Below are 25,316 nucleotides of genomic sequence, written 5' to 3'. Positions count from 1 at the left end.
GGTACACAAGGTGTACAAGCTTTATGTCTCCGGAAAGCCTTGATTGACGGCGTTCCATTTTGAGGCATCGTAAATGTCAATATAGATTAGGTGGCGCTTTGACGCCTAATTGAAACTAAAGAAGATAAGTTGTAAGTAGGTTGTCTTTAACCAGCTTGTAATCGAAAACCTAAGAAAAGAATAAACGTGTAGAAAGCTCTTTGGTTACTTGTTTGGACGAGAGTTCGATTCTCTCCGACTCCACTAAAAGTCTCTAGATAAATTTGTCTAGAGACTTTTTTTAAACATTTTCTGCTTAAGAATATTATTTTTTTTCTAATAGAACCAAATCATATTCTGTATTTAATGTAATAACACCTTTTTTTACAGTACTAACTTTTAAGCTATAAGCATCATTTAAAACATCACCATCTTTGAAAACTTTAGATACATCTAGAACTTTTTCTCCTTTTGGTAAATCTAAACCAACTACCACTAAATCTTTAAAATTATCTTTTGAAAAACTTCTACTAAATAAATAAGGTATTTCAGAAATCATTTGATGAACTCCTGCCCCAACTGCTGGATGTTTTGCACGAAATCGCCCTAATTTTTGCCAATGCAATAGTATCTCTTCTTTACTTTCCAGTTCTTCCCAATTCATATTAGAACGTAAAGTGGCATCTCCTTCAGTTCTTTCAATTATTAATGAGCGTGCGGACTCATCACCATAATATATTTGAGATGTTCCTGGAGCAAGTAATAATTTTGTTGCTGTTTTGTATGGCTTATTGCGATTAGCATCAAAAGGTTGTCCATCATCGTGAGACGACAAATAGTTTAGAGTACCGTAGCCTTTTAAATCATTGTTAAGATAGTTTGAATAATTAGTAAATAAGGTCTCATAATTCTGTTCTGATGCATTCCATTTGAATTGAAAATTTATAAGGCTTTGAAAAGCATTATCAAAATAATTTACTTTTTTATCTCCAAAATCAAAATACTTTCCTGTGTTAATACCATAATTATAAACTTCGCCAACCAAATAAAAATTATTTTCATCTAAAACTTTATCTGGGTTTTTCTTTTTATATGTTTCAAAAGCATAATCGCATTCTGTTTTAAATTCTTGCCATACGTATGCTTCGGTATGTTTTACTGTATCTACACGATAACCGTCAATCCCGAATTCTGTAATATAATCTGTTAACCATTTTATAATATAAAACCTCGGTGCTCTTGGGTATCCTGTTCTTTTAAAAAACGCATCAAGTTCTGCTATTTCTTGATTGTACCGTCCCTCTTGCTTCCATTTTTTTACTAATTGTGGTGGCAAATTAACAGTTTCGTTACTTTCTGTTTTAATGTCTGGAAGGTTTTCAACTAAGGTACAAGTCGTTGTATTTTCGTAACTATCATAAGTGCATTTTGGTTCGGTTCGCACCCAACTTGATGGCCATACAGAATCTTTTTCAGTAACTGGCCCAGTATGATTTATAACGGCGTCCAATAAAATTCTAATGCCATTTTTATGCGCCGTTTGCACCAATTTTTTTAAATCTTCTTTTGTGCCAAAATTAGAATCGATGGCCGTCCAATCTTTAGTCCAATACCCATGATAAGCGTAGGTAAAACCTGTTCCTTCATCTGTACCGCCATGAATTTGCTCCACAATTGGTGTCATCCAAATGGCATTAACCCCTAGATGGGTAAAATAGCCTTCTTCAATTTTTTGAGTAATTCCTTTTAAATCACCCCCTTCAAAACCACGAAGTTTTCCTGTTTCTAAAGTTCTATCAAAATTAATATCGTTAGATGCATCTGCATTATTAAACCTATCTGTTAAAAGAAAATATACATTAGCAGCTTCCCAAATAAATGGTGTTTTTTCTACTATTAGATTTTCTTCAACCTTTTTACTACAACCTGTAAGAGTGATTAGTGTTATTGTTATAATTAAAAATTGTTTCATGTGTATGTTTTATTGAACTTTTAATATGAAAGATTCTAAGGCATTTAAAGTTATATTGATGATTCCGAAGTTTTTTTCTACAATTAAATCTGTTGAAAATTGATTGTATAGTTGGTCTTCAACTTTATAATTTCCTTCATGCAAATTCCATGTATCAATAATATTTTTTGGTATTTTTAAGCTGAATTTATAATGACTATCTGCATCAAAATTAGAAACAATTATAAGTTTCTCAGTCTCGCTCCAACGTACAAAAGACAAAACTTTATCATTGTAGCCATCAGTGTGTTTTCTGTTATATAAATGAATATCTTGATACTTATCTGAAAGTGCAGAACTATTTATGGTAAAATTTAAAAGCCGCTTATAAAAATCTCTTAATGATTTTTCTTTATTGGTTAATTGCCCACCATCAAATTGTTTATTATTTACCCAGCGTTGATGCGCAGGCACGCCAACATAATCGAAAATAGAAGTACGTGTTGGATCTCCAAAACCCGTTTCTTCTGATGCATCCTCTCCTACTTCTTGTCCAAAATAAATCATGGTTGGAGATGTACTTATTGTTGCAGAAACAACCATAGCTGGTTTTCCTTTTTTTGAGTTTCCAGCAAAATCTGGGCTTGCTATACGTTGCTCGTCATGGTTTTCTAAAAAGTGAAGCATATGATGCTCAACATCTTTTAAACCTTCTTGAATTAACGGAATGTTATCGGTCTTCCCATAACCTTGCATAATATATTTAATGGTATCGTATAACTCGACTTTGTCATACAAATAATCCATTTTTCCTTTTTTTATATAGTCTCTATATAAACTCGGATTATAAACTTCTGCTAATAAAAAAGCTTCAGGCTTTTTCATTTTAATTGTGGAATTCATAAAACTCCAAAACTCTACAGGTACCATTTCTGCCATATCGTATCTAAAACCATCTACTCCCATTTCAATCCAATACAATGCAATATCTTTAAACTTTATCCACGAATTAGGTACTTTTCTTTCTTTCCAAAATTCATAATGCTTGTCGTAACTTTTGTTTTCAAATGCCTTTGGGAGGGTGTCAAAATCTTTAATACCTTCTGGCGTAACTCCATAATTAATTTTTACGGTTTCGTACCAATCGCTCATATTAGGCTGTGATAATCTCGATCCGTTACCTGTCCATTTTGCTGGTACTTCGTGAAATAATCCATCTTCTAAAGGATGCTTTTCATTTCCTAAAGGAGAGTAATCATTTGTCCAAACGGGAACTTTAAAACTTTCTTTTGGGTTGTAATAAAAATTATTGTTTACATGATACATAACTGTTGTATCGTCTTCTTCCCCAAAATCCTTAACTCCTTTGGGTTTAGAAATACTTTTATAATTTCTAGCTACGTGATTAGGCACAATATCTATAATTACTTTTAAACCAGTCGCATGAGATCTTGCTATAAGCGCTTTAAATTCTTCGAGCCTATTAGTAGGGTTTTCTGCTAAATCTGGATTAACATTATAATAGTCTTTAACGGCATAAGGTGAGCCAGCACGTCCTTTTACAATATCTGGATCATCATTTGAAATACCATATTTTGTGTAATCTGTAATAATATTATGATGAGGAACTCCAGTATACCAAATATGGGTTACTCCCAAATCTTTAATTTCTTTTAAAGCTTTGTTTGTAAAATCGTTGAATTTTCCAACACCATTTTCTTCTATGGTTCCCCATGGCTTGTTTGTAGTATTTGTATTTCCGAATAAACGTGTAAAAACTTGATAAACCACAATTTTACTATCCGATTTTGTATTGTCTATTATTGGTTTTACAACAAGGTTTTCTTCCTTTTTACACCCTGTTAATATTAAAATAAGAAGAATTAATATGTAAATACTTTGCTTCTTCATATGGTTTTAATTAGATATCTTCTGCTAGTTTAAAATTTGTATAAATAGATTGTATTAATCAAGTTTTGTTGTTAAAAAAACACTTCCTTTTTCTTTAAGTATTAATTTATCTTCCCAAACTACTGTGCTGTTAGTAATAATATTTTTTAGTGTTTTTCCATTTAAATTAATTTCCTTAAATCTATTTAAATCTAAACTTATTGGAACTTCGTTTTTGTTTAAAATATGAACTACTGTTTCGTCTTCAAAAATTCTAAACAGCACATAAACGCTATTTTCTGGAGCAAAATGAACTGTATCTCCTATATGTATGGCTTTACTATGTTTTCTGTAAATCAATATTTTTTTAAGGAAAGATTGTACGTCTTTTTGATTATCTGTTAAACCTTTTCCTGTAAAAGTATTAACAGCATCACTCTCCCAACCTCCAGGAAAATCAGAACGAATTAACCCATGATCTCCTGGTTTATCAAAATCATGCATTAATATTTCTGTCCCATAATAAATTTGTGGAATTCTAGGCAAAGTTAATAGATAACTTAAGGCCATTTTAGTACTTATAACATCGCCTTTTAATTGTGTAAAAATGCGACTCATATCATGATTGTCTAGAAAAATCATAATGTCTTTTGGATTGGCATAATAAAAATCGTTTGCTAGACCTTCGTATAGTTTTACTAAACCATTTTCCCAAGATTCTTCTTCGTTTAAACCATTTACTATGTTGCTTTGCATCGCAAAATCCATAGTAGATTTTAAATTAGACTTGTAACCATCTTTATTATTAGCTCCTTTTTGCCAGTACCCAATTAATAATGGGTTTAAACTCCATTCTTCTCCTACAATACTAAAGTTTGGATATTCGGTCATGATTTCTCCAGCCCAAGTACTCATAAAACTTTTATCGGGATATGGATAGGTGTCTTGGCGTATTCCTGCTAAGTTTACAGTTTCTATCCACCAAATACTATTTTGTATTAGGTATTTAGCCATAAATGGATTTCGTTGATTTAAGTCTGGCATCGCAGAAACAAACCAACCTGCATTCATCTTTTCTTTGTCTATTTTTGAAGCATATGGGTCTTGATTTGTAGTGCGTCTGTGATTTGTAATGATGTTGTTATCACCTTCCCAATTAGCTTTGCTTTCTTTATAGTTTTCTTGATAGTTAATCCAATCTTTAAAGGGTAAATCTTGCATCCACCAATGCTCAATACCGCAGTGATTAGCAACTTGATCCATGATTAGTTTCATGCCTTTTTTAGCCATTTTAGAGGATAATACTTTGTAATCTTCTAAAGTTCCGTAACGTGGATCGACATGATAAAAATCTGTAATAGCATAACCATGGTAAGAGCTTTGAGGCATATTATTTATTAATAGCGGACATGACCAAATTGCTGTAAAACCCAAATCGTCTATATAATCTAAATGGTTAATAATGCCTTGAATATCGCCTCCGTGTCGCGCATAATTATCTTCTCTATTTACTGTTTTTTCTTTAAGGGATTTATCAATATCGTTTTGGAAATTACCATTCGAAAACCTATCGGGTGTAATTAAATAAATAGCATCACTACTATTAAAACCTATAAAATCTTTGGCTAATTTTTTTCTAGATTTAAGTTCATAGTTATAAACTAAATCGGGATTATCTTCTTGTTTAAAAATAATATCGAATTTACCAGCTTTTGTAGTTTTAGATATAATTAAATCTATAAACAGATAGTTTGGACTATCTGCTTGATGCACTTTTGCAATCGATATTCCTTGATATGAAATTTCTGGAATGTATTTTGAAATATTAGGATGATGTACCAAAAGTTGTAATGATGTATTTTTAAAGCCCACCCACCAGTTTGAAGGTTCTACACGAGAAACCTTATATGTTTTGTTAACTACCGAAGTACTTGATGGATTATTTTCTGTGACTTTCTCACCTTCTTGTTTACACGAAAAAGTAAAAACTAAAACAATCAACAAAACGATACCAAATAATTGCTTTTTTTTTCGATTAACAAAACTTTTCATAACTATTGCTTATTTTATTTCTTTAATACTAATAGCAAATCCACCACCAGAAACCGATAATTGAGATAACTTGGTTTTACTAGTCACTTTTTTTGTGTTTATAGTGTAGGCTTGCGGATTGGTTTTATAATGCGCATCTTTAGCATCGGCATAAATAGTTGCCATATATTTTTTTCCTTTATCAAGAAAATCTAGTTTAATTGTTGATGTTCTAGGATTATTACCATTTACATTTCCTATAAACCAATTACTACTTCCTTTTTCTTTTCTAGCAATAGTAATATAACGCCCTGGTTCTGCCTCTAAATAAATACTCTTATCCCAATCTATAGCAACGTCTTTTATAAATTGAAAAGCATCCATAAACTGCTCATAATGCTCTGGCAAATCTGCTGCCATTTGTAATGGACTATACATCGTTACGTAAAGTGCTAATTGATTAGCAATGGTGCTATTAACATGCGAATTATTATTAGGATTAAGCTTGCTAATATCCATTTCAAAAACACCTGGTGTATAATCCATTGGCCCTCCAATTAATCGTGTAAACGGTAAAATAGTAACATGGTTTGGTTTTGAGCCACCAAAGGCTTGAAACTCTGTACCTCTAGCCGATTCGTTACCTATTAAATTTGGATAGGTTCTACAAATTCCTGTTGGTCGTACTGCCTCGTGAGCATTCACCATAATTTCATAATCTGCAGCTTTCTCAATAGCGTATTGATAGTGATTTATAATCCATTGACTGTAATGATATTCTCCTCTTGGTAAAATGTTGCCTACGTAACCACTTTTTACAGCATCATAACCATTATCTTTCATGAATTGATATGCTTTATCCATGTGGCGTTCATAATTTCTAGTAGATCCCGAAGTTTCATGATGCATAATCATTTTAACACCTTTTGATTTTGCATAATCGTGAATCTCTTGAACATTAAAGTCTGGATAAGGTGTAACAAAATCGAAAACATAATCTTTAGATTTTCCAAACCAATCTTCCCAACCTTCGTTCCAACCTTCAACTAATACACCATCGAACCCATGTGCTGATGCAAAATCAATATATCGTTTTACTTTAGTGTTATTTGCTGCGTGGGTTTTATTAGGGGTTACCTTTGTATAATCGGTAACTCCTAATTGTACTGCTGGTAAATCGTCTGTATATGCCCAAGAACTTTTACCTGTAATCATCTCCCACCAAACACCTATGTATTTTACAGGTTTAATCCATGATGTATCTTCTATTTTGCAGGGATCGTTTAAATTTAATGTCATTTTTGATGCTAGAATATCTCGTGCATCATCACTTACCATTATAGTTCTCCAAGGGGTTGTACATGGTGCTTGCATATAACCTTTGTCGCCTTGAGCATCTGGGGTTAAATGCGATTCAAAAACAAAGTGCTTATCATCTAAATTTAAATGCATACACGAATAGTTTATTAATGCAGCTTCATGTAAGTTGATATATAAACCTTCAGAAGTTTTCATTATTAATGCTGTTTGTACGCCTGTTTTAGAAAATTGCTTTTGTGAAGCATTATCGGTAACTGCACTATCGAATTTTTCGCGTATTTCAGAAAGTTTAGATTCGGTATAATCATACTCCTGTGTATCGTAATCTCCTGGTATCCAAAAAGCAGTATGATCTCCTGTCATTGCAAATTGAGATCTCTCTTCTTTAATTACAAAATACACTAAGTTTTTCTGCTCTGGAAATTCATACCTAAACCCTAATCCTTCATTAAACATTCTAAAACGAATAATCATAATTCTGTCGGTTCCGTTTTGTTTTAAATGAACTGCTAACTCATTATAGCGATTTCTAATTTGTTTTTCTTCGCCCCAAACCGGTGTCCATGTATCATCAAAACTGGTTGTATTGGTTTTAATAATAGTAAAGTCATTTAACAATGATTTCTCATCATTTTTCAACTCAAAACCTAAAGTACTTGGCTTTATAACTACTTTGTTTTTGTAACTTAATTGATAGGCTGGTGTACCATCATTTTTAAGCGAAAACTCCATGGTTAATTCAGCACTGGGTGATTGTAGCGTTTGTGAATTAACTAAATTTAAAACTGTAAAAAAAACTGTAAAACTTAATATGAATAAGGGTTTCATCTTTTTATTTTTATGTATAAATTATACCGCTTGTAACTGTTTTATTTTTAAAAATATAGACTTATCATTTACAAGAATTTCGAGTTCGTTTCCGCTTAAAATTTCAAAATCTGTTTGCTTTTGACTAATATTCACCTTTAAAATATGGTTTCTAAAATTCACTTTAAATGAATATGCCTCCCATTGTTTTGGTATTCTTGGAGTAAACGACAACTTGTTATCTTTAATACGCATGCCTCCAAAACCTTCAACAATACTCATCCATGTTCCTGCCATTGATGTAATGTGTAACCCTTCATGAACCTCGTGATTATAATCATCTAAATCTAAACGCGATGTACGCAAGTAAAACTGATAGGCTTGTTCCATTCTATTTAATTTAGCAGCTTGAATACTATGCACACATGGTGACAAAGAACTTTCGTGTACTGTAAAAGGTTCGTAAAAATCGAAATGACGCTCTAATTCTTCAATGGTAAAATCATCTTCAAAAAAATAGAAACCTTGTAAAACATCGGCTTGTTTTATATAGGGAGAACGTAATATTTTATCCCAAGACCATTTTTGATTTATTGGTCGTTGTGATTTTTCTAAATTTGAAACTGGAACTAATTCTTTATCTAAAAAACCATCTTGCTGAAGATATACTTCATGGGTATCAGAATAAGGAAAATACATGTTGTTTGCTACCGCTTTCCATTGTTCTAATTCGTTTGCAGATAATGACACTTTTTTAATTATACGCTGATAATCTGATGTAAATTCTGTTGCTACTTTACCTATGTTTTCGATAGTATAATTAATGCACCATTGGGCTAAATAGTTAGTATACCAATTATTATTTACATTATTCTCGTATTCATTTGGACCAGTTACGCCTAAAATAACATACTTCTTTTTATCAGTAGAGAAACTTGCACGCTGATGCCAAAAACGAGCAATTCCTATAAGCACTTCTAACCCTTTTTCTGGAATATAGCTATAATCTCCTGTGTAACGATAGTAATTAAATATAGCAAATGCAATGGCTCCATTACGATGAATTTCTTCGAATGTAATTTCCCATTCGTTATGGCATTCTTCTCCATTCATGGTAACCATTGGGTATAATGCTGCGCCGTTTTTGAGCCCTATTTTTTTAGCATTTTCTATGGCTTTTTCTAAATGATTGTATCTATATTCTAATAAGTTTCTAGCTACATTTTCATCTTTTGTTGCCATGTAAAAGGGAATACAATATGCCTCGGTATCCCAATAGGTACTGCCTCCGTATTTTTCGCCTGTAAAGCCTTTTGGTCCAATATTTAATCTAGAATCTTTGCCTAAATAGGTTTGGTTGAGTTGAAAGATATTAAACCGGATTCCTTGTTGTGCTTTTACATCTCCAGTAATACTAATATCTGCACGTTCCCAAATATTAGTCCAAGCCTTTTTTTGGTTTTGTAATAAACCACTAAACCCAATATGCTTAGCTTTTTCTAAGATTTGTTTTGATACAGAAGTTAATTTGTTTCTATCATAATTTCTATCTGTAGTATAACCACCAAATTTTTGAATTGAGTAAGTTTCATCTTTCGCTACTTGGTAAGTATAATTAAAGAAAACTTTATTAAAATCTGTTTTTATGCTAGGTTTTATTGAAACTTCTTTATTATTTAAAAAGACTTTAGACTCCATAAATGTACAGACATAAAAATCTGTTTTCATGGTTTTGGCTTCAATAAAAGCTTGATTATTCTCATGGTTTACCCTTAGTGTATCCCAAAATTTATCATCCCAATTGGTATCTTCGTTAGTAATACCGCTATCTAAGTAAGGTTGAAATTCAATTTCTGAAGGTGCATTAATAGGTGTAACATTATATACTATGGCGCCTAATTCCTCTAAATCTAAACTTAAAAAGCGCTTCGTTTTTACCTCAACTTGAATATCATTTTTTAAAGTCGCTATAAAACTCCTAGATAACCACCCTTCTTGCATATTAAGCTCACGTTTAAAGTTTTCGACCTTTTTACAAGTAAATAAATCGAGTTGTTTGCCGTTTATTAACACATTAATACCAATCCAATTAGGTGCATTAAGTACTTTTGCAAAATATTCTGGATACCCATTTTTCCACCAGCCTACTTTTGTCTTATCTGGATAATAAACCCCAGCAATATAACTGCCTTGAAATGTTGATCCTGAGTATTGTTCTTCAAAATTGGCTCGTTGCCCCATAGCACCATTACCAATGCTAAATAGGCTTTCTGAAGCTTTTATACGATTTGCATCAAAGCCTTCTTCTATTATCGACCAATTGTCTGGTTTTATATAATCTTGATTCATTTTTTTACTAATCATTAAATAAGAGATTTCTTTTTATTTATCCTTAAATAAAATGCTCTTATACTTTTTTTAATTCCTTCTTTTTTACTTGACTTATTTTTTCAAGAAATTCTGAGCTTATTTCTGTAAAATCTTTAAAAACAAAGTCGGCTTCGTTTAAAACTGAGGCTTCACCTATTCCAATAGAAATCATATTTGCTGTGTTTGCTGCTTGAATTCCTGCAACTGCATCTTCAAAAACAATACAATCTTGTGGATTTTCACCTAATTGTTTTGCGGCCAATAAAAATACTTCGGGATCTGGTTTTGCTTTTGTAACATGATTACCATCTATAATTACATCGAAGTATGATAATAACTTCACCTTTTCTAAAATTGGTTGTGCATTTTTACTTGCAGAACCTAATGCTATGGGTGATTTTTTATTTTTTAAAAACTTTAAAATTCTAGTAACATCTGGTAAAATTTCGGTTTCATTCATTTTTGCTATATAGTCTAGATAATCTAGGTTCTTTTCTAGCATCCAAGAATCAAACTGAGTTTTAGTAGCCTCAATGTTTCCTATTTCGAGCAAAATTTCTAAACATCGTTTACGACTTACTCCTTTAAACATTTCATTTTGCTCTTCGGTAAACTTGAAACCCAATTGGTTAGCAAGTTTTTTCCACGCTAAAAAGTGATATTTTGCAGTGTCTACAATTACACCGTCTAAATCGAATATAAATCCTTTTTTATTCATTGATGGTAGTTTCTTCTTGATATGAAATAGCATTTTTATTTGTAATTAATAAATTACATAAACCTGCAATAATTAAACTTATACCAGCGATAGTCATGGCATTAATGGTATCTTTACCTAATAATCCAGAAATATAATTTATCCCCCCAAGCGCAGCAATAATTTGAGGAATAACAATAAACATGTTAAAAATACCCATAAACATTCCCATTTTTTTAGGATCGACAGAACTCGATAACATTGCATAAGGCATAGAAAGAATACTACCCCATGCAAAACCTATGAGTACAAAACAGTATTTTAAATTTTCTGGAGATGTGTAGTACATGTATATAAAACCAATGCCTCCAATTATTAAAGAAAACATGTGTACAAATTTTCTATTTACTCGTCTTTTTGAAGTATAAAGCACCAATAAAAGTGCAAATAGCATAGATGATAATCCGTAAACCCCCATAGCTGAACCCACCAAATTTGAAGATTTTTGAAATGCTGTATTGGCTATATTAAATGCTTCAGCTTGAGCTGCATTTGTCATATCATAAACAGATTGTACAGGTGCTGGTGTATTAAAAACATGTTCAGTCAATGCTGGGTTTGCTAAACTCCACATAGTAAAAAAGGCAAACCAACTAAAGAATTGAATAACACCCAACTTTTTCATGGTTAATGGCATATTGCCAATATTATTAAGTATGTCTGGAATGAATTGGTTTTTTTTAGCCCTCTCCTTTTCAAACTCTTCCATATCCTCTGGTGGATATTCTGTAGTTGTAAAAACTGTATATAATATACTTATTAGGAACACAAAAGCACCTATTGCAAAAGCCAGTTTTACTGAATCTGGGATAACTCCTGAAGCTGCAGAATCACTTACTCCTAATTGAGAAACTATCCAAGGTAAGTTACTCGCTATCCAGGTTCCAATACCAATAATTAAAGTTTGAACAACAAAACCATAAGTTCGCTGAGACTCAGTTAGCTTATCTGCAACTAGGGCTCTAAAAGGTTCCATTGAAATATTTATTGAAGCATCAAGTATCCATAAAAAACCTGCTGCTACCCATAGTGCTGGAGAATATGGCACAAAAAATAATGCTACTGAACTTAAAACTGCTCCGATTAAAAAATATGGCCGTCGTCGCCCCCACTTTGAACTCCAAGTTCGATCACTTAGATAACCTATAATGGGTTGAACTAACAGTCCTGTTAATGGTGCAGCAATCCACATGATTGGAATATCATGAATATCAGCTCCTAAAGTTTGAAATATTCGAGACATGAATCCACCTTGTAAGGCAAATCCAAATTGTATTCCTAGAAATCCGAAACTCATGTTCCAAATTTGCCAGAAACTTAATCTACGCTTTTCCATTAATAGTATGTTTAAATTAATACTATTTCGATAAGCGATAACTTATCAAAACTTATTGTGAGAAGTAAAAATATAAGTTTTGATTTCGCATCAAAGATATAAAAGAATTTTATTTTTCCTAATAAAACTTTTGTTGCAGTACTATCTAACGAAACTATTTAGTTGATTCTCTTTCAATTATTTCCGTTTCGATAACCATTTTTATAAAGTCTGATTTTCTGTCGTCATTAGTGAAATATTGGTCATTTTCAGCTTCCGCTGCTACCAATCTATCTATTAATAAATTTGCGGCTTGTTCTCCAATTTTTTGCCCATGTTGACTAACAGTTGTTAAACTAGGTGTGGCATGTTTTGATAGTACACCATCTGTAAAACCTATAACTTGAATATCTTCTGGAATACTTAACCCTAATTTTCTAGCGACCTTCATTGCTGTTACAGCATAGAGTTCGTTTACCGCAAAAACCCCATCAATATTACCATTGGTTTTAAAAAATTGTTCTATTTCATGCTCCAAAACGTCTAAATGATTTTCAACATCTAAACTATCATCAATTTTCAATATTAAATTAGGATCTGCTATTATTTTATTATTTTCTAATGCTTCAATATACCCCTGTGTCCTTAATCTTCCTACACTTACATAATCCATTGTGGTTATTAAAGCTATGTTATTACAGCCCTTTTCTATAAGCTTTTTTACAGCCTTAACAGAGCCCATAAAATCATCTACAATTACTTTATCGCAATCTACTTCGTTTACAACCCTATCAAACATAACAATTGGTATGCCTTGATTTATGGTGGCATTAAAATGATGATAATCTTGTTTTAACAAAGTCTCTTTAGATATGGAAAGAATGAAGCCGTCTATACTTCCATTAGCTAGCATTTCCATATTGATAATTTCTTTTGTAAACGATTCGTTTGATAAACCAACAATAACATTATAACCACGTCTATTTGCTACTAATTCTATCCCTCGAATTACTGTCGAGAAAAAATGATGAACTATCTCTGGTATTAATATCCCTATAGTTTTTGTTTTTCTGTTTTTTAAACTAAGTGCAATATTGTTAGGCTTATAGCTGTAAAATTTAGCAAACGCTTGAATTTTCTGTGTTGTTTCTTCACTAATCTCTTTACTGTTACTAAGTGCTTTTGAAACTGTAGAAATAGAAACATCTAATTCGCGTGCTATTTGTTTCAAAGTAATTTTTCTTTTCATCTGTTTATTTTCTTTGTTTTTAATAGGTCAGATGTAATTCGCCAATAACCATATCGGTGGGTATCAAGAATTGTTATGACTCATTTCATAAGTAGTTGTTAAACGACAATTTAACATTAAATAAATACGCTCTATAAAGATATTATAATATTTTTTATAAGGATTCGATTATACATTTTTATTAATCAAATCGATATAAATTAAAAAGTTGTTAACACGAAAACGTTTTCGCAAATAATTTCGCAATTCTATATTATTTCTTTACATACAGTTTACATAATTTTAACCCGAGAAGTAAAAATATATTTAGAATAAACTAAACTGATTAATACATTAATTTTAATAAAATTATATGAAGACTACTACTAACAGCTTACTGTTTTTTCTGTTTTTTGTACCAATATTGATGTTTGGGCAAAATAAACTTACAGGAACAGTAACAGAGCAATCAACTTCTATTCCGCTTCCAGGAGTAAATGTCGTTATTAAAAATACGACTACAGGAACAGCAACAGATTTTGATGGTAATTATCAAATCGAGGTTAACAATGGAGATGTTATTGTATTCTCTTATGTAGGCTACCAAACCATTGAAATTTCCTATACAGGGCAAACCTCATTAAATGTTCAATTAAATGAAGACGCTGCTCAATTAAATGAAATTGTTATCATTGGTTATGGTACTACTACTAAAAAAGATGCCACAGGATCTGTAGAAGCAATTACATCTGAAGACTTTACTAAAGGAAACATTGTTACACCAGAAAACTTATTAAGTGGTCGTGTGGCAGGTGTAAGTGTTACAACTAGTGGTGCTCCAGGTTCTGGTTCTCAAATCAAAATTCGTGGAGGCTCATCTATAAATGCATCAAACGATCCGCTTATTATTATTGATGGGTTACCAATAGACAATAATGGTGTTAAAGGTTCGAGAGGTGTTTTAGCAAGTATTAATCCTAACGATATTGATTCTTTCTCTGTTTTAAAAGATGCTTCGGCAACTGCAATTTATGGTTCTAGAGCATCAAACGGTGTTATTATTATTGTAACTAAAAAAGGTAAATCAACATTTAGTGCCACTTACGATGCACAATATAGTTTTGGTGAACTAACAGATAGAGTGGATGTTTTTTCTGGTAGTGCTTACAGACAACTGGTTACATCTCAACCAATAAATGGCGCAACGCTAGACGAAAGTTTACTAGGAGCAGCAAACACTAATTGGCAAGATGAAATTTTTAGAAACACTGTATCATCTCAACATAATGTATCTATGCAAGGGTCGCTTTTTAAAGTGTTACCTGCAAGATTCTCATTTGGGGTTACCAATCAAGAAGGTGCTGTATTAACATCAGAATTTGAAAGAAGAAATTTAAGTTTAGCATTAAACCCAAAATTCTTTGATGACCATTTAAAGATTAACTTAAACGCAAATTTATCATTTGAAGATAATAGATTTGGCGATTCAGGGCAAATAGGCGCAGCATTACGCTACGACCCTACGCAACCAGTTTACGATTCTACGTCGCCTTTTGATGGTTTTTATCAACATAGAAACGGAAACATTATCTCTAACGGTACAACAAATCCAGTAGCATCATTATTACAGACTAACAATCTTGGTGATTCTAACAGAACGTACGGAAATTTAAATTTTGATTATAAATTTCATTTTTTACCAGAATTAAGAGCTGTATTAAATTTAGGATACGATAAAACTGAAGCTAAAGAAATTCAATCTACTTCATTTAATGTTCCTACAAATGATCCTGTAAAAGGAAATGCTTTAAGACGTTTTGAAAAAAGAACAAACAAATTACTTGATGGATACTTAACTTATAATAAAACGTTTGATAATATTAGAACTGAAATTATGGCGGGGTACTCTTATCAAGAGTTTACTTTTAATGGTAATGATACAGGTAATCAAAGAGACCCTTTAAGTTTTGCAAATACTTATGCAGACCCCAATGTAGTTTTAATTGGCTTTTTTGGTAGAGCCAACTTAACATTTCTTGATAAATACTTATTAACGCTAACCTATAGACGTGACGGAACATCGCGATTTAGTAAAGAAAATCAATGGGGAAACTTTCCTGCAGCAGCTTTAGCATGGAATATTAGCGACGAAGATTTTTTAAAAAATTCTAAAACTATTTCTAGCTTGAAATTAAGAGCTGGATACGGTATTACAGGACAACAAGCAGTAAATGAAAAAGACATCTTTTTAAATAGATATAGAGGTGGTAATGTAAACTCACAATATCAATTTAATAATACAGTAGTTCAATCTTTAATTGCTTCAGAAATTAATCCAAATTTAAAATGGGAAGAAACTGCAACTATAGAATTTGGTATTGATTATGGATTGTTTGATGAACGCATTTCTGGTTCGTTAAACTTCTTTCAAAAAAATTCAACCGATTTATTATTTACAGCCTCTGTAGCAGATGGCACCAACTTTTCAAACAGTATTATTCAAAACATTGGAGAGTTACAAATTCAAGGTATAGAGTTTTCTGTAAATGCCGATGTTGTTAAACAAGACAATTTTACTGTAGATTTTAACTTTAATGCAACATTATTAGATAGAGAAATTAAAGAATTGGCATTAGGGCAAGATGTACGAACTGGTGGTATTTCTGGTGGTACCGGAAATAATATTCAAATACTACGAGAAGGTTTTTCACCTAACTCATTCAGTGTTTTTAAACAATTATATGATAACTCGGGAAATCCTATTGAAGGGGCTTTTGTAGATTTAAATGGCGATAACATTATTAATGATGATGACCGCTATTTAAAAGAAAACCCTGGAGCCGATGTTATTTTAGGATTCCAATCTAACATCAACTACAAAAACCTAGATTTATCTTTTAACTTAAGAGCTAACTTAGGAAACTATGTTTATAATAACGTAAACTCTTCTAGAGCTCAGTATGAATTATTACAAGATAATGCAGTTTTAGGTAATGTACCAACATCTGTATTAAATACAGGTTTCCAAAGAACATCTGATGTAATTATTTCAGACCTCTACGTTGAAGACGCTTCGTTCTTAAAAATGGACAATATTACATTAGGCTATACCTTTAATAACATCTCTAAGCATTTAAAAAGTTTAAGGTTATGGGGCGGTATTCAAAACGTATTTACTATAACAAATTATAGTGGATTAGATCCAGAAGTATCTGTTGGCTCAGACCAAGGTATTGATAATGTTATTTACCCTAGATCAAGAACCATTTTAGCTGGAGCTAATTTTAAATTTTAAAAAAATAACTATGAAAACAAGATTTAAAATATACAAAACAATCGGGTTTATATGTCTTTTTATCGTTACATATACATCGTGTACTGATGATTTGAATATAACACCTAATGATGACCAAACTATTTTAAGTGAAAACCTTTTTGAAGATGAAGCCGCTTATAAACAAGTTCTAGCAGGGATTTATGCAAATTTAGCATTAACAGGTACTGATGGTCCAGGTAGCTCAAACCTTAAAAATATTGATGCTGGAACTAGTCAATTTGGACGTGTACTTTTATATGTACAAACATTATCTGCAGATCAAATGATTTGGTCTTACGAAAATGACCCTGGTACAAGGGAAATTCAAAGAAATTTATGGACAGCTCAAAATCCATTGTTACTAGGCATGTTTAGTAGAGCACATCTTTCAATAGCATTAGCAAATAACTTTTTAAGAGAAACTACTGATGAGAAATTAGATGCGAGAAATGTTTCTACAACGGTTAGAAATGAGATACCAGCCTATAGAGCTGAAGCACGACTAATGCGAGCTATGGCCTATTATTATATGATGGATATTTTTGGAAAAGCAAATTTTGCAGATGAAACAACACCTATTAACTCTCAGCCAGAAGTATACGAAAGAACAGAATTATTCTCTTTTATAGAAAGTGAATTAAAAGAGATAGATGCTGATTTAATTGATGCTAAACAAAACGAGTACGGAAGAGCAGATAAAGCTGTAGCCTACATGATTTTGGCAAAAATGTATTTGAATCACGAAGTATATTTAGATGCACGTGATAATGATAAATATAACAATTGTGTTAGCTATTGCGAAAAAATAATTGGAGGTGGTTATTCATTAGCTACCAATTATCTTCACAACTTTATGGCAGATAACAACACAAATTCTGCCACAAACGAAATTATTTTTCCTATCATATCAGACGGATTCACTACACAAAACTACGGTCCTACTACAGTAATGGTTAATGGATCTGTTGGAAGTATTGAAGTAAATGGTGCTGAAGTTGGAGTTGGTGCTGGCGGATGGGGCGGCGCTCTTAGAGTTAGAAAACAATTTGTAGAATTGTTTGATGGTTCTTTTGCTAATGATACTAGAAATACTATCATTTCAGAAGGAAGACCTATCGATATTGATGATATATCTGATAAAGATTCTGGATACATTATTCAAAAATATTCTAATGCAACTTCAACAGGTAGTTTTGGTGTAGATCAAACTTTTGTTGATACCGATTTTCCACTATTTAGATTAGCCGATGTGTATTTAATGTATGCTGAAGCTCATTTAAGAGGCGGCGGCGGAGACTTAACCACTGCGGTTGGTTATGTAAATGCATTAAGAACCAGAGCAAATAATGCAAATACAATAGCTTCTAGCGATTTAACTTTAGATTTTATTTTAGATGAAAGAGCCAGAGAATTACACTGGGAAGCTCATAGAAGGCAAGATTTAATACGATATAACAAATTTACTGGAGGTAATTACAATTGGGCTTGGAAAGGAAACGGAAGCAACGGCATTTCGTTACCAGATCACTTTAAAGTGTACCCAATTCCAACAGCAAGTATGGCTGCAAATCCTAATCTTACTCAAAACATAGGATATTAAAATTAAAAACAAATTAAGACGATGAAAAAAATTAAAATAATTTCAGCAGTTAGCATTATTGGTTTAGTTTTACTATTCCTAAGTTCTTGCGAAGATACTACTGATACATTCCAAATATCGGCTCCAACAGCGCCAATATTGGCAGATTTGAATTTTACCAGTATAGAGTTGGATGCCGTAAACACTTCTAATCCAGCACTAACATTAAACTGGGTAGAGTCAGATTACGGACAACAAACCGCAGTAAACTATGCTATTCAATTCGCAAGTGACGAAGGATTTACTAACCCAGTAATCGCTGCATCAATTACTGGAAAAAGCGCGCTTACATTATCTATAAGCGAGATTAATGCAGCGGCTGGTAACGCAGGTTTAAACCCTTTTGAGTGGGCTACTTTATATACTAGAGTTGTGGCATCATTAGGATCTCAAAACAGCGAGCCAATAAACTCAAACACGCTGCAATTTGATGTGTATCCATATTTCAACTATGTATTTAACGATTATTACTTAGTTGGTGGCGGTACTGCTCCAGGTTGGAATAACAACGCTAATAATCCTCCTTTATTTAGAGATGAATCTAACCCAAACCTTTTTCATTACACTGGTTATTTTGCTAAACCAGGCGGATTTGATGAAGGACGATTTAAAATACTTGAATCAAAAGGATTATGGCAACCACAATGGGGTGTTACAGAGAACGAAGGTAGCGACATACCAAAAACTGCTGGTGAGATTGCTGGTAACCCAGGAACTCAATCTAATGACCCTGGTCGTTTTGGTGTACCAGAAACAGGTTTTTATAACTTTACAATAGATTTTTCTACAAAAAAATACACAACAGTTCCTTTTGATGCGTCGGGAATTACAAGTCCTACAACATTATCTATTCAAGGCTCAAGTGTAACAACCACGACTATGACAGCCTTGGTTTTTGATGGGCATATTTGGTATGCAACAGGAATACGTTTATTACCTGGAGAAGTTACATTTTTAACAGACTCTGGCGCAACATGGGGTAGCACAACTTCTTTTTCTGGAGTTGCTACAGATGGTGGTGGCTCTATTCCTGTAATAGTAGAAGACGATTACGACGTTTGGTTTAACGACTTAACGGGTCGTTATATCCTTATTCCGTTGAATTTATAATCATTAAAAAAATAGATATGAATTTATACATAAAAAAAATTAGCTTTGTTTTACTATCATTTGCTTTTATTTTTACAGCTTGTGAAACTGAAGAGAGCCTAACAATAACGACCCCAGAAGCAAAATTTGTTTTAAATACACCTGGCATTAGTACAGTGTTTTTAAATTTTGCCTTGCCAGATAACCCTGCCTTTACCATTTCTTGGAATGATGAAATAACTGGAAATGGTTCTTACAATGTAGAAATGTCTACAGACGAAGCTTTTACTACTCCTGCTACACTAGGTACTACCGATAGCAGTAACTTTTCAATGACAGTAGCCGATTTTAACAACGCCATTGCAAATGCAGGTGTAAGTAAATTTAAAGATGTTGCTATTTATATGCGGGTTTCAGTTGGAAGTCAAATTTCAAATAACATTTTACTGCTAGTTACAACGTATCCTGTTAATGAGCAGGTTGTGAATAGTGTTTCAGATGGTGATTCATTTGTATTGTCATTAGATAATAATGATGCCATTGCCATTACTGTTGAATGGGATGACCCAATTTTAGATTCTTCACTAGGTGTAAATGTTGAGTATTTTTTAGAAGCAGCAACAGCTGGAACTGATTTTGCTATGCCAATTGAAGTCGCATCTGTTACCAATCAAAATTCAATCTCATTAACAAACGCACAACTAAATGCTGCAGCAATACAAAGTGGTATTCTAGTTGATACTAATGGCAATTTAGATATAAGAGTACGTTCTATAATTACTGATAGCGCAACTGGTTCAGTTCTTGAAAGAATTGGAGATACTATTACTATATCTGTAACTACTTATTTAACCGTTTTAGATTTATCAACAAACTGGGGTATAATAGGGTCTGCCGCTAACGATTGGGGTGCAACTCCAGATTTACCTTTCTGGACAACAGATGTTGATGGTGTTTTAGTAGCCTATGTAAATTTAATTGATGGAGAAATCAAGTTTAGAGAAAACATGGATTGGGCAAATAATTATGGTGATACAGGTGCTAATGGAACATTAGATGCAGGTGGCGATAATATTGCAGTTACTGCTGGTTCATATAAAATCACTATGGATTTGAACAACCTAACTTATACCATTGAAAACTTTTCATTAGGTATTGTTGGTGGCGCATATAACAATTGGGGAGCAACACCAGATTTTATGTTAGAATACGATCAATATTCTGATGTATTTAGAGGTATTGTAACCTTAATTGATGGAGAAATGAAATTTAGAATGAACAACGATTGGGGAACCAATTGGGGTGATGATGGTGTAAATGGCACTTTAGAAGCTGGCGGAGCAAATATAGTTGTAACAGCAGGTATCTATATTGCTACAGTGAATATGAATGATTTAACCTATACTTTAGAACCAATAAATAATGTTTGGGGATTAGTTGGTGGTGCTTATAATGAATGGGGCGCAACACCAGATGCTCAATTCAATAGAGATTGGTCACGTCCTTTTAATGATATTTGGATTCTTAATGATGTAACTTTAATTGATGGTGAATATAAGTTTAGAGCTAATAATGCTTGGGATGTCAATTATGGAGACAATGGTGGCGATGGGGTTTTAGAAGCTGGTGGTGCAAATTTAGTTACTACCGCAGGAACTTACTCGTTTGTTTTAGACTTCTCTGACCCTACAAACCCAACGTATACCAAAAATTAAATTTATTTAATACTTAAAAAAAGGCTGATGTATATCAGCCTTTTTTTTCCTAAAACAAATAAGCTATGAAAAGACTATTATACTCATTTTTTTTATTCATTACTACATTAGTACAGGCTCAAGTGGTTACTACATCGCCTGTAATTCCAACAGCTTCCAATACTATTACTATTACATTTGATGCTACAGGAACAGAATTAGATGGCTATACTGGTAATGTGTATGCGCATACTGGTGTAATAACTACAGCTTCTACAAGTAATACTGATTGGAAACATGTTATTGGTTCTTGGGGAAACAATACAACGCAACCTCAATTAACACGTACAGGCGCTAATACTTATCAATTAATAATTACTCCAGATATTCCAACTTTTTATAATTCTGGTTCAGATGTAGTAACCGATATTGCTGTTGTTTTTAGAAACAGTGCTGGAAATGCGCAATCAAGACCCGATATTTTTATTCCCATTTATGCAGCCGGTTTAAATATAACTATTACTAATCCTTCAAATGAATCGGTTTATGATTTGAATGATAATATTACCATAAGTGCAGAATCCAGTATAAATGCAGATTTAGAATTAATGGTAAATAACGTTTCTGAACAAACAGCAACAAACACCACTACAATTTCCAAATCTTATACATTTACTTCAACAGGCAATTATACCATTGAAGCTAGTGCTAGTGAAAATAGTGAAACTAAAACAGAGCAAATTTCAGTTTATGTAAAAACAACTACTCAAAATCAAACTTTACCAACAGGTTTAGAAAATGGTTTTAACGATAATGGAGATGGTACAGTTACATTTGTTTTACAAGCACCACTAAAAACCGATGTGTTTTTAATCGGTGGATTTAATAATTGGGCACTTAACGAAACGTATCAAATGAAAAAAGATGGCGATACCTTTTGGCTAACCGTTAGTGGTTTAGATCCAAATACTGAATATGCGTATCAATATTTTATTGATTACACTTTAAAAGTAGCCGATCCTTACTCAAAAAAAATACTTGATCCTAATAACGATCAATACATATCGAATACAACTTACCCAAACCTAATGGCGTATCCAACTGGTGATGCTACAGGCAATGTATCTACTTTTAAAATAAATGAAACCGACTATGTTTGGCAAAACACAACGTTTTCAAGACCCAATAAAGAAAATATTATTATATATGAAATGCTTTTACGAGATTTCACAGAAAGCAGCTCGTACCAAGACGCCATAACACATTTAGATTATTTGCAAAACCTTGGTGTAAATGCTATAGAATTAATGCCTATTAACGAATTTGAAGGCAACATTAGTTGGGGTTACAATCCTTCTTTTTATATGGCATTAGACAAAGCCTATGGTACAGCAAACGATTTAAAAGCATTTGTAGATGCATGTCACCAACGCGGTATGGCCGTTATTACAGATGTTGTTTTTAATCACTCTTTTTCACAATCGCCATTATTACAAATGTATTGGGACAGTGTAAATAATCGACCCGCTGCAAATAGCCCTTATTACAACCAAAACCATAATTTAGTTGATAATGTTGAAGCCCATTGGGGGTATGATTTTAATCATGAATCTAATTATACAGTCAATTTTTTTAATGATGTATTGAGCTTTTGGATGGAGGAATACAAAATTGATGGATTTCGCTTCGATTTCACTAAAGGATTTTCAAATACCATATATACAGGAGCAAATAATTGGGCTAGTGCTTATGATGCTTCCAGAATTGAAAACTTAAAAGCCTATGCAGATCATGTTTGGAGTAATTCTCCAGGAAATGAAGCTTATGTTATTTTCGAACATTTATCAGATAATACAGAAGAAACAGAATTAGCAAATTATGGCATTTTGCTTTGGGGAAATCTAAATCATAGTTTCAATCAAAATACTATGGGGTATTCAACAGATACAGATATTTCATGGCTATCTTACAGTAATAGAGGTTGGAACAATCCGCATATTGTGGGCTACATGGAAAGCCATGACGAAGAACGTTTGATGGTTAAAAACTTAGCCTACGGAAATTTAAGTGGTGGTTATAATGTAAAAGATTTGGATACTGCTTTAGATAGACAAGAAGCTGCTTCGGTAATTTTTTATAGTATTCCTGGTCCAAAAATGCTTTGGCAATTTGGTGAATTAGGATATGATAAAAGCATTAATTGCGATGGCGATATTGAAAATGGTGCTTGTAGAACAGATGAAAAACCTGTGGCTTGGACATTGGGTTACGATTCAGATTCAAACCGATTAGACTTGTACAATGTTACTTCAAAAATGATACAGTTAAAAAAACAGTTTCCTTCTACCTTCAACACCAATAATTTTAATCTTGACGTTGGCGGATTAGTAAAACGTATCAATCTTTATGACACTGCTGGTAGTTTAGATGTAGTAATTATTGCTAATTTTGATGTCGTTGCTCAATCTGTTAACCCTAATTTTCCAGCAACAGGAACATGGTATGATTCATTTTCAAGCACAAGTATAAATGTTACAAACCCTACTGCTACTTTAAGTTTACAACCTGGGGAGTATCGATTATATTCTAAAACTCAAAGTTTAAGTATTACAGAAATTAATAAAACTGATGTTATTAAAGCGTTTCCTAATCCGACTTCTGAATCTTTTCAAATAAATAAGTTTGTAGAATCAGTTTCAATTTTCGATTTAACAGGAAAACAAGTTAAAACCTTTAAAGGTAACTTTAATAAAGGTTATATTTTTAATGTTTCTGATTTAACACCTAGTATATATTTAGCTAAGATTAATAGCAATTTAGATGAACAATTTACTTTAAAAATTATAAAACTAGATTAGTTTTTTTTGATTGTTAATTAAAGCATCTCGAAGTTTCGAGGTGCTTTTTCTTTTACAGAAAATAGCAGCAAAATAGCTAAGGTTTTTTATAAGTATCTTTCCCATTGGTTAACCACTCCAAAGAAAAACTGGTAAACTCATTTTTTGTATAATCATCCTTTTCAAAAAGCAATCCAATATCTCCGTTTTTAAGAATCGTTAATGATGAATATGCAGATGAACCCGCATAAATAGTCTTTCCTTTGCTCCATGTTTTTCCTTCGTCATAACTAATACGAACCGACATATTTACACGTTCTTTTTCAGATTGTGCATTTGAAAAAATGATTCTATTCTTATCATATCCATCTTCTTTTGAAGTATAACGAATAATACTGGCATTACAACCTGGGTCAATTAATTCTGGTGCAGATTTGGTTTTCCATGTTTTACCTTCATCTTTTAAAGTGTGTACATAACGCATTCCCTTTTTATTAACCCGTGCATTTATCATTAACGTGCCATCGGCAAGTTCAATAATTTTAGATTCATCGGCTAGTAGAATAGGTGTATTAATAAAATACCAAGTTTTTCCGTGGTCATCGCTTCCAAACACATGTAATCCGCTATTTAAGTTAACCATAGTGTGCAATAATTTTCCTGAACGAGTTTGAATACCACGACCTGAGGTTATAAATTTAAAATCTTTATGCCATTCTGGTTTTGTTATTTGCGAGGTAATGTCTTTTGGCTTGCTCCAGGTTTTACCGTTATCTGAACTTTTTATAACATGCAAATAGTAGATATCTTTTTCGCTATCTAAGTCCATGTAATTGTAAAACAGAAAAATATCGCCTCTAACTTTATCAACAATCATTGATGGGTCTGAAGCCGATTTTCCTTCTGGAAAATCAATTACCATTTCAATTGGTGTCCAAGTTTTACCATTATCACTACTCCTGCGCATAATGATATTAATATCTTTACTCCATTTTAAATCGCCACAATTAGGAACACGTTGATCGATAGCAGCTATTAAATCACCATTTAGCGCTGTAACGATTGCTGGAATTCTATAACAAGCAACACCATC

The 25,316-nt window shown here is 32.5% G+C and carries 14 protein-coding genes and 1 other RNA gene; 6 read left to right on the top strand and 9 right to left on the bottom strand.

Going from position 1 to position 25,316, the window contains the following annotated elements; genetic code table 11:
- Window positions 1-246, top strand: a transfer-messenger RNA (tmRNA) gene (ssrA, locus tag AADI82_RS03645); the annotation flags it as partial.
- A gap of 58 nt (window positions 247-304) precedes the next feature.
- Here the strand turns inward: ssrA and AADI82_RS03640 are convergent.
- From AADI82_RS03640 to AADI82_RS03605, 8 genes are all read right to left on the bottom strand, one after another.
- Window positions 305-1,951 (bottom strand): alpha-amylase family glycosyl hydrolase, encoded by a 1,647-nt coding sequence (locus AADI82_RS03640; RefSeq protein ID WP_341215108.1) that lies wholly within the window; start codon window positions 1,949-1,951, stop codon window positions 305-307.
- A gap of 9 nt (window positions 1,952-1,960) precedes the next feature.
- Window positions 1,961-3,841 carry an alpha-amylase family glycosyl hydrolase gene (locus AADI82_RS03635; protein WP_341215107.1) on the bottom strand — a complete coding sequence of 627 codons (1,881 nt, stop codon included), beginning with the start codon at window positions 3,839-3,841 and terminating at the stop codon, window positions 1,961-1,963.
- Between the two features lie 54 nt (window positions 3,842-3,895).
- Window positions 3,896-5,872 (bottom strand): glycoside hydrolase family 13 protein, encoded by a 1,977-nt coding sequence (locus tag AADI82_RS03630; RefSeq protein WP_341215106.1) that lies wholly within the window; start codon window positions 5,870-5,872, stop codon window positions 3,896-3,898.
- 9 nt (window positions 5,873-5,881) lie between these two features.
- The gene (locus AADI82_RS03625; protein WP_341215105.1) at window positions 5,882-7,999 is read right to left on the bottom strand and encodes a glycoside hydrolase family 97 protein; all 2,118 of its coding nucleotides are present in this window, start codon (window positions 7,997-7,999) and stop codon (window positions 5,882-5,884) included.
- Between the two features lie 21 nt (window positions 8,000-8,020).
- Complete coding sequence (locus AADI82_RS03620) at window positions 8,021-10,327, bottom strand: glycoside hydrolase family 65 protein (RefSeq protein WP_341215109.1); 2,307 nt, start codon at window positions 10,325-10,327, stop codon at window positions 8,021-8,023.
- Between the two features lie 58 nt (window positions 10,328-10,385).
- Window positions 10,386-11,066 (bottom strand): beta-phosphoglucomutase, encoded by a 681-nt coding sequence (gene pgmB, locus AADI82_RS03615; RefSeq protein ID WP_341215104.1) that lies wholly within the window; start codon window positions 11,064-11,066, stop codon window positions 10,386-10,388.
- The gene (locus AADI82_RS03610; RefSeq protein ID WP_341215103.1) at window positions 11,059-12,441 is read right to left on the bottom strand and encodes an MFS transporter; all 1,383 of its coding nucleotides are present in this window, start codon (window positions 12,439-12,441) and stop codon (window positions 11,059-11,061) included. Before AADI82_RS03610 ends, pgmB begins: the two co-directional genes overlap by 8 nt.
- Window positions 12,442-12,595: 154 nt before the next feature.
- Window positions 12,596-13,669 (bottom strand): LacI family DNA-binding transcriptional regulator, encoded by a 1,074-nt coding sequence (locus AADI82_RS03605; RefSeq protein ID WP_341215102.1) that lies wholly within the window; start codon window positions 13,667-13,669, stop codon window positions 12,596-12,598.
- A gap of 352 nt (window positions 13,670-14,021) precedes the next feature.
- Between AADI82_RS03605 and AADI82_RS03600 the strand changes: the two genes are divergently transcribed.
- From AADI82_RS03600 to AADI82_RS03580, 5 genes are all read left to right on the top strand, one after another.
- Complete coding sequence (locus AADI82_RS03600; RefSeq protein WP_341215101.1) at window positions 14,022-16,943, top strand: SusC/RagA family TonB-linked outer membrane protein; 2,922 nt, start codon at window positions 14,022-14,024, stop codon at window positions 16,941-16,943.
- Between the two features lie 10 nt (window positions 16,944-16,953).
- On the top strand, window positions 16,954-18,564 hold the full coding sequence (locus tag AADI82_RS03595) for a RagB/SusD family nutrient uptake outer membrane protein (protein ID WP_341215100.1): 1,611 nt from the start codon (window positions 16,954-16,956) through the stop codon (window positions 18,562-18,564).
- A 21-nt stretch (window positions 18,565-18,585) separates the two neighbouring features.
- Entirely contained in the window at window positions 18,586-19,713 is a 1,128-nt protein-coding gene (locus AADI82_RS03590; RefSeq protein WP_341215099.1) for a SusE domain-containing protein, read from the top strand.
- 17 nt (window positions 19,714-19,730) lie between these two features.
- A complete protein-coding gene (locus AADI82_RS03585) occupies window positions 19,731-21,407 on the top strand; it encodes a SusE domain-containing protein (RefSeq protein ID WP_341215098.1) in 1,677 nt (558 codons plus the stop codon).
- 65 nt (window positions 21,408-21,472) lie between these two features.
- Complete coding sequence (locus tag AADI82_RS03580; RefSeq protein WP_341215097.1) at window positions 21,473-24,244, top strand: alpha-amylase family glycosyl hydrolase; 2,772 nt, start codon at window positions 21,473-21,475, stop codon at window positions 24,242-24,244.
- Window positions 24,245-24,320: 76 nt separating this feature from the next.
- On the opposite strand, the gene AADI82_RS03575 is transcribed toward AADI82_RS03580, so the two are convergent.
- On the bottom strand, window positions 24,321-25,316 hold a 996-nt coding region (locus AADI82_RS03575), incomplete at its 5' end, for a sialidase family protein (RefSeq protein ID WP_341215096.1).

It is taken from the genome of uncultured Wocania sp., from assembly GCF_964021735.1.
Classification (GTDB): Bacteria; Bacteroidota; Bacteroidia; order Flavobacteriales; family Flavobacteriaceae; genus Wocania_A.
Note: the sequence above shows the minus strand (reverse complement) of the source record. Positions and strands in the feature narration are given on the sequence as shown.

Excerpts from the sequence above, each read along its gene's own strand:
- AADI82_RS03640 (WP_341215108.1), bottom strand. The coding sequence starts at position 1,951 with ATGAAACAATTTTTAATTATAACAATAACACTAATCACTCTTACAGGT.
- AADI82_RS03635 (WP_341215107.1), bottom strand. The coding sequence starts at position 3,841 with ATGAAGAAGCAAAGTATTTACATATTAATTCTTCTTATTTTAATATTA.
- AADI82_RS03630 (WP_341215106.1), bottom strand. The coding sequence starts at position 5,872 with ATGAAAAGTTTTGTTAATCGAAAAAAAAAGCAATTATTTGGTATCGTT.
- AADI82_RS03625 (WP_341215105.1), bottom strand. The coding sequence starts at position 7,999 with ATGAAACCCTTATTCATATTAAGTTTTACAGTTTTTTTTACAGTTTTA.
- AADI82_RS03620 (WP_341215109.1), bottom strand. The coding sequence starts at position 10,327 with ATGAATCAAGATTATATAAAACCAGACAATTGGTCGATAATAGAAGAA.
- pgmB (WP_341215104.1), bottom strand. The coding sequence starts at position 11,066 with ATGAATAAAAAAGGATTTATATTCGATTTAGACGGTGTAATTGTAGAC.
- AADI82_RS03610 (WP_341215103.1), bottom strand. The coding sequence starts at position 12,441 with ATGGAAAAGCGTAGATTAAGTTTCTGGCAAATTTGGAACATGAGTTTC.
- AADI82_RS03605 (WP_341215102.1), bottom strand. The coding sequence starts at position 13,669 with ATGAAAAGAAAAATTACTTTGAAACAAATAGCACGCGAATTAGATGTT.
- AADI82_RS03600 (WP_341215101.1), top strand. The coding sequence starts at position 14,022 with ATGAAGACTACTACTAACAGCTTACTGTTTTTTCTGTTTTTTGTACCA.
- AADI82_RS03595 (WP_341215100.1), top strand. The coding sequence starts at position 16,954 with ATGAAAACAAGATTTAAAATATACAAAACAATCGGGTTTATATGTCTT.
- AADI82_RS03590 (WP_341215099.1), top strand. The coding sequence starts at position 18,586 with ATGAAAAAAATTAAAATAATTTCAGCAGTTAGCATTATTGGTTTAGTT.
- AADI82_RS03585 (WP_341215098.1), top strand. The coding sequence starts at position 19,731 with ATGAATTTATACATAAAAAAAATTAGCTTTGTTTTACTATCATTTGCT.
- AADI82_RS03580 (WP_341215097.1), top strand. The coding sequence starts at position 21,473 with ATGAAAAGACTATTATACTCATTTTTTTTATTCATTACTACATTAGTA.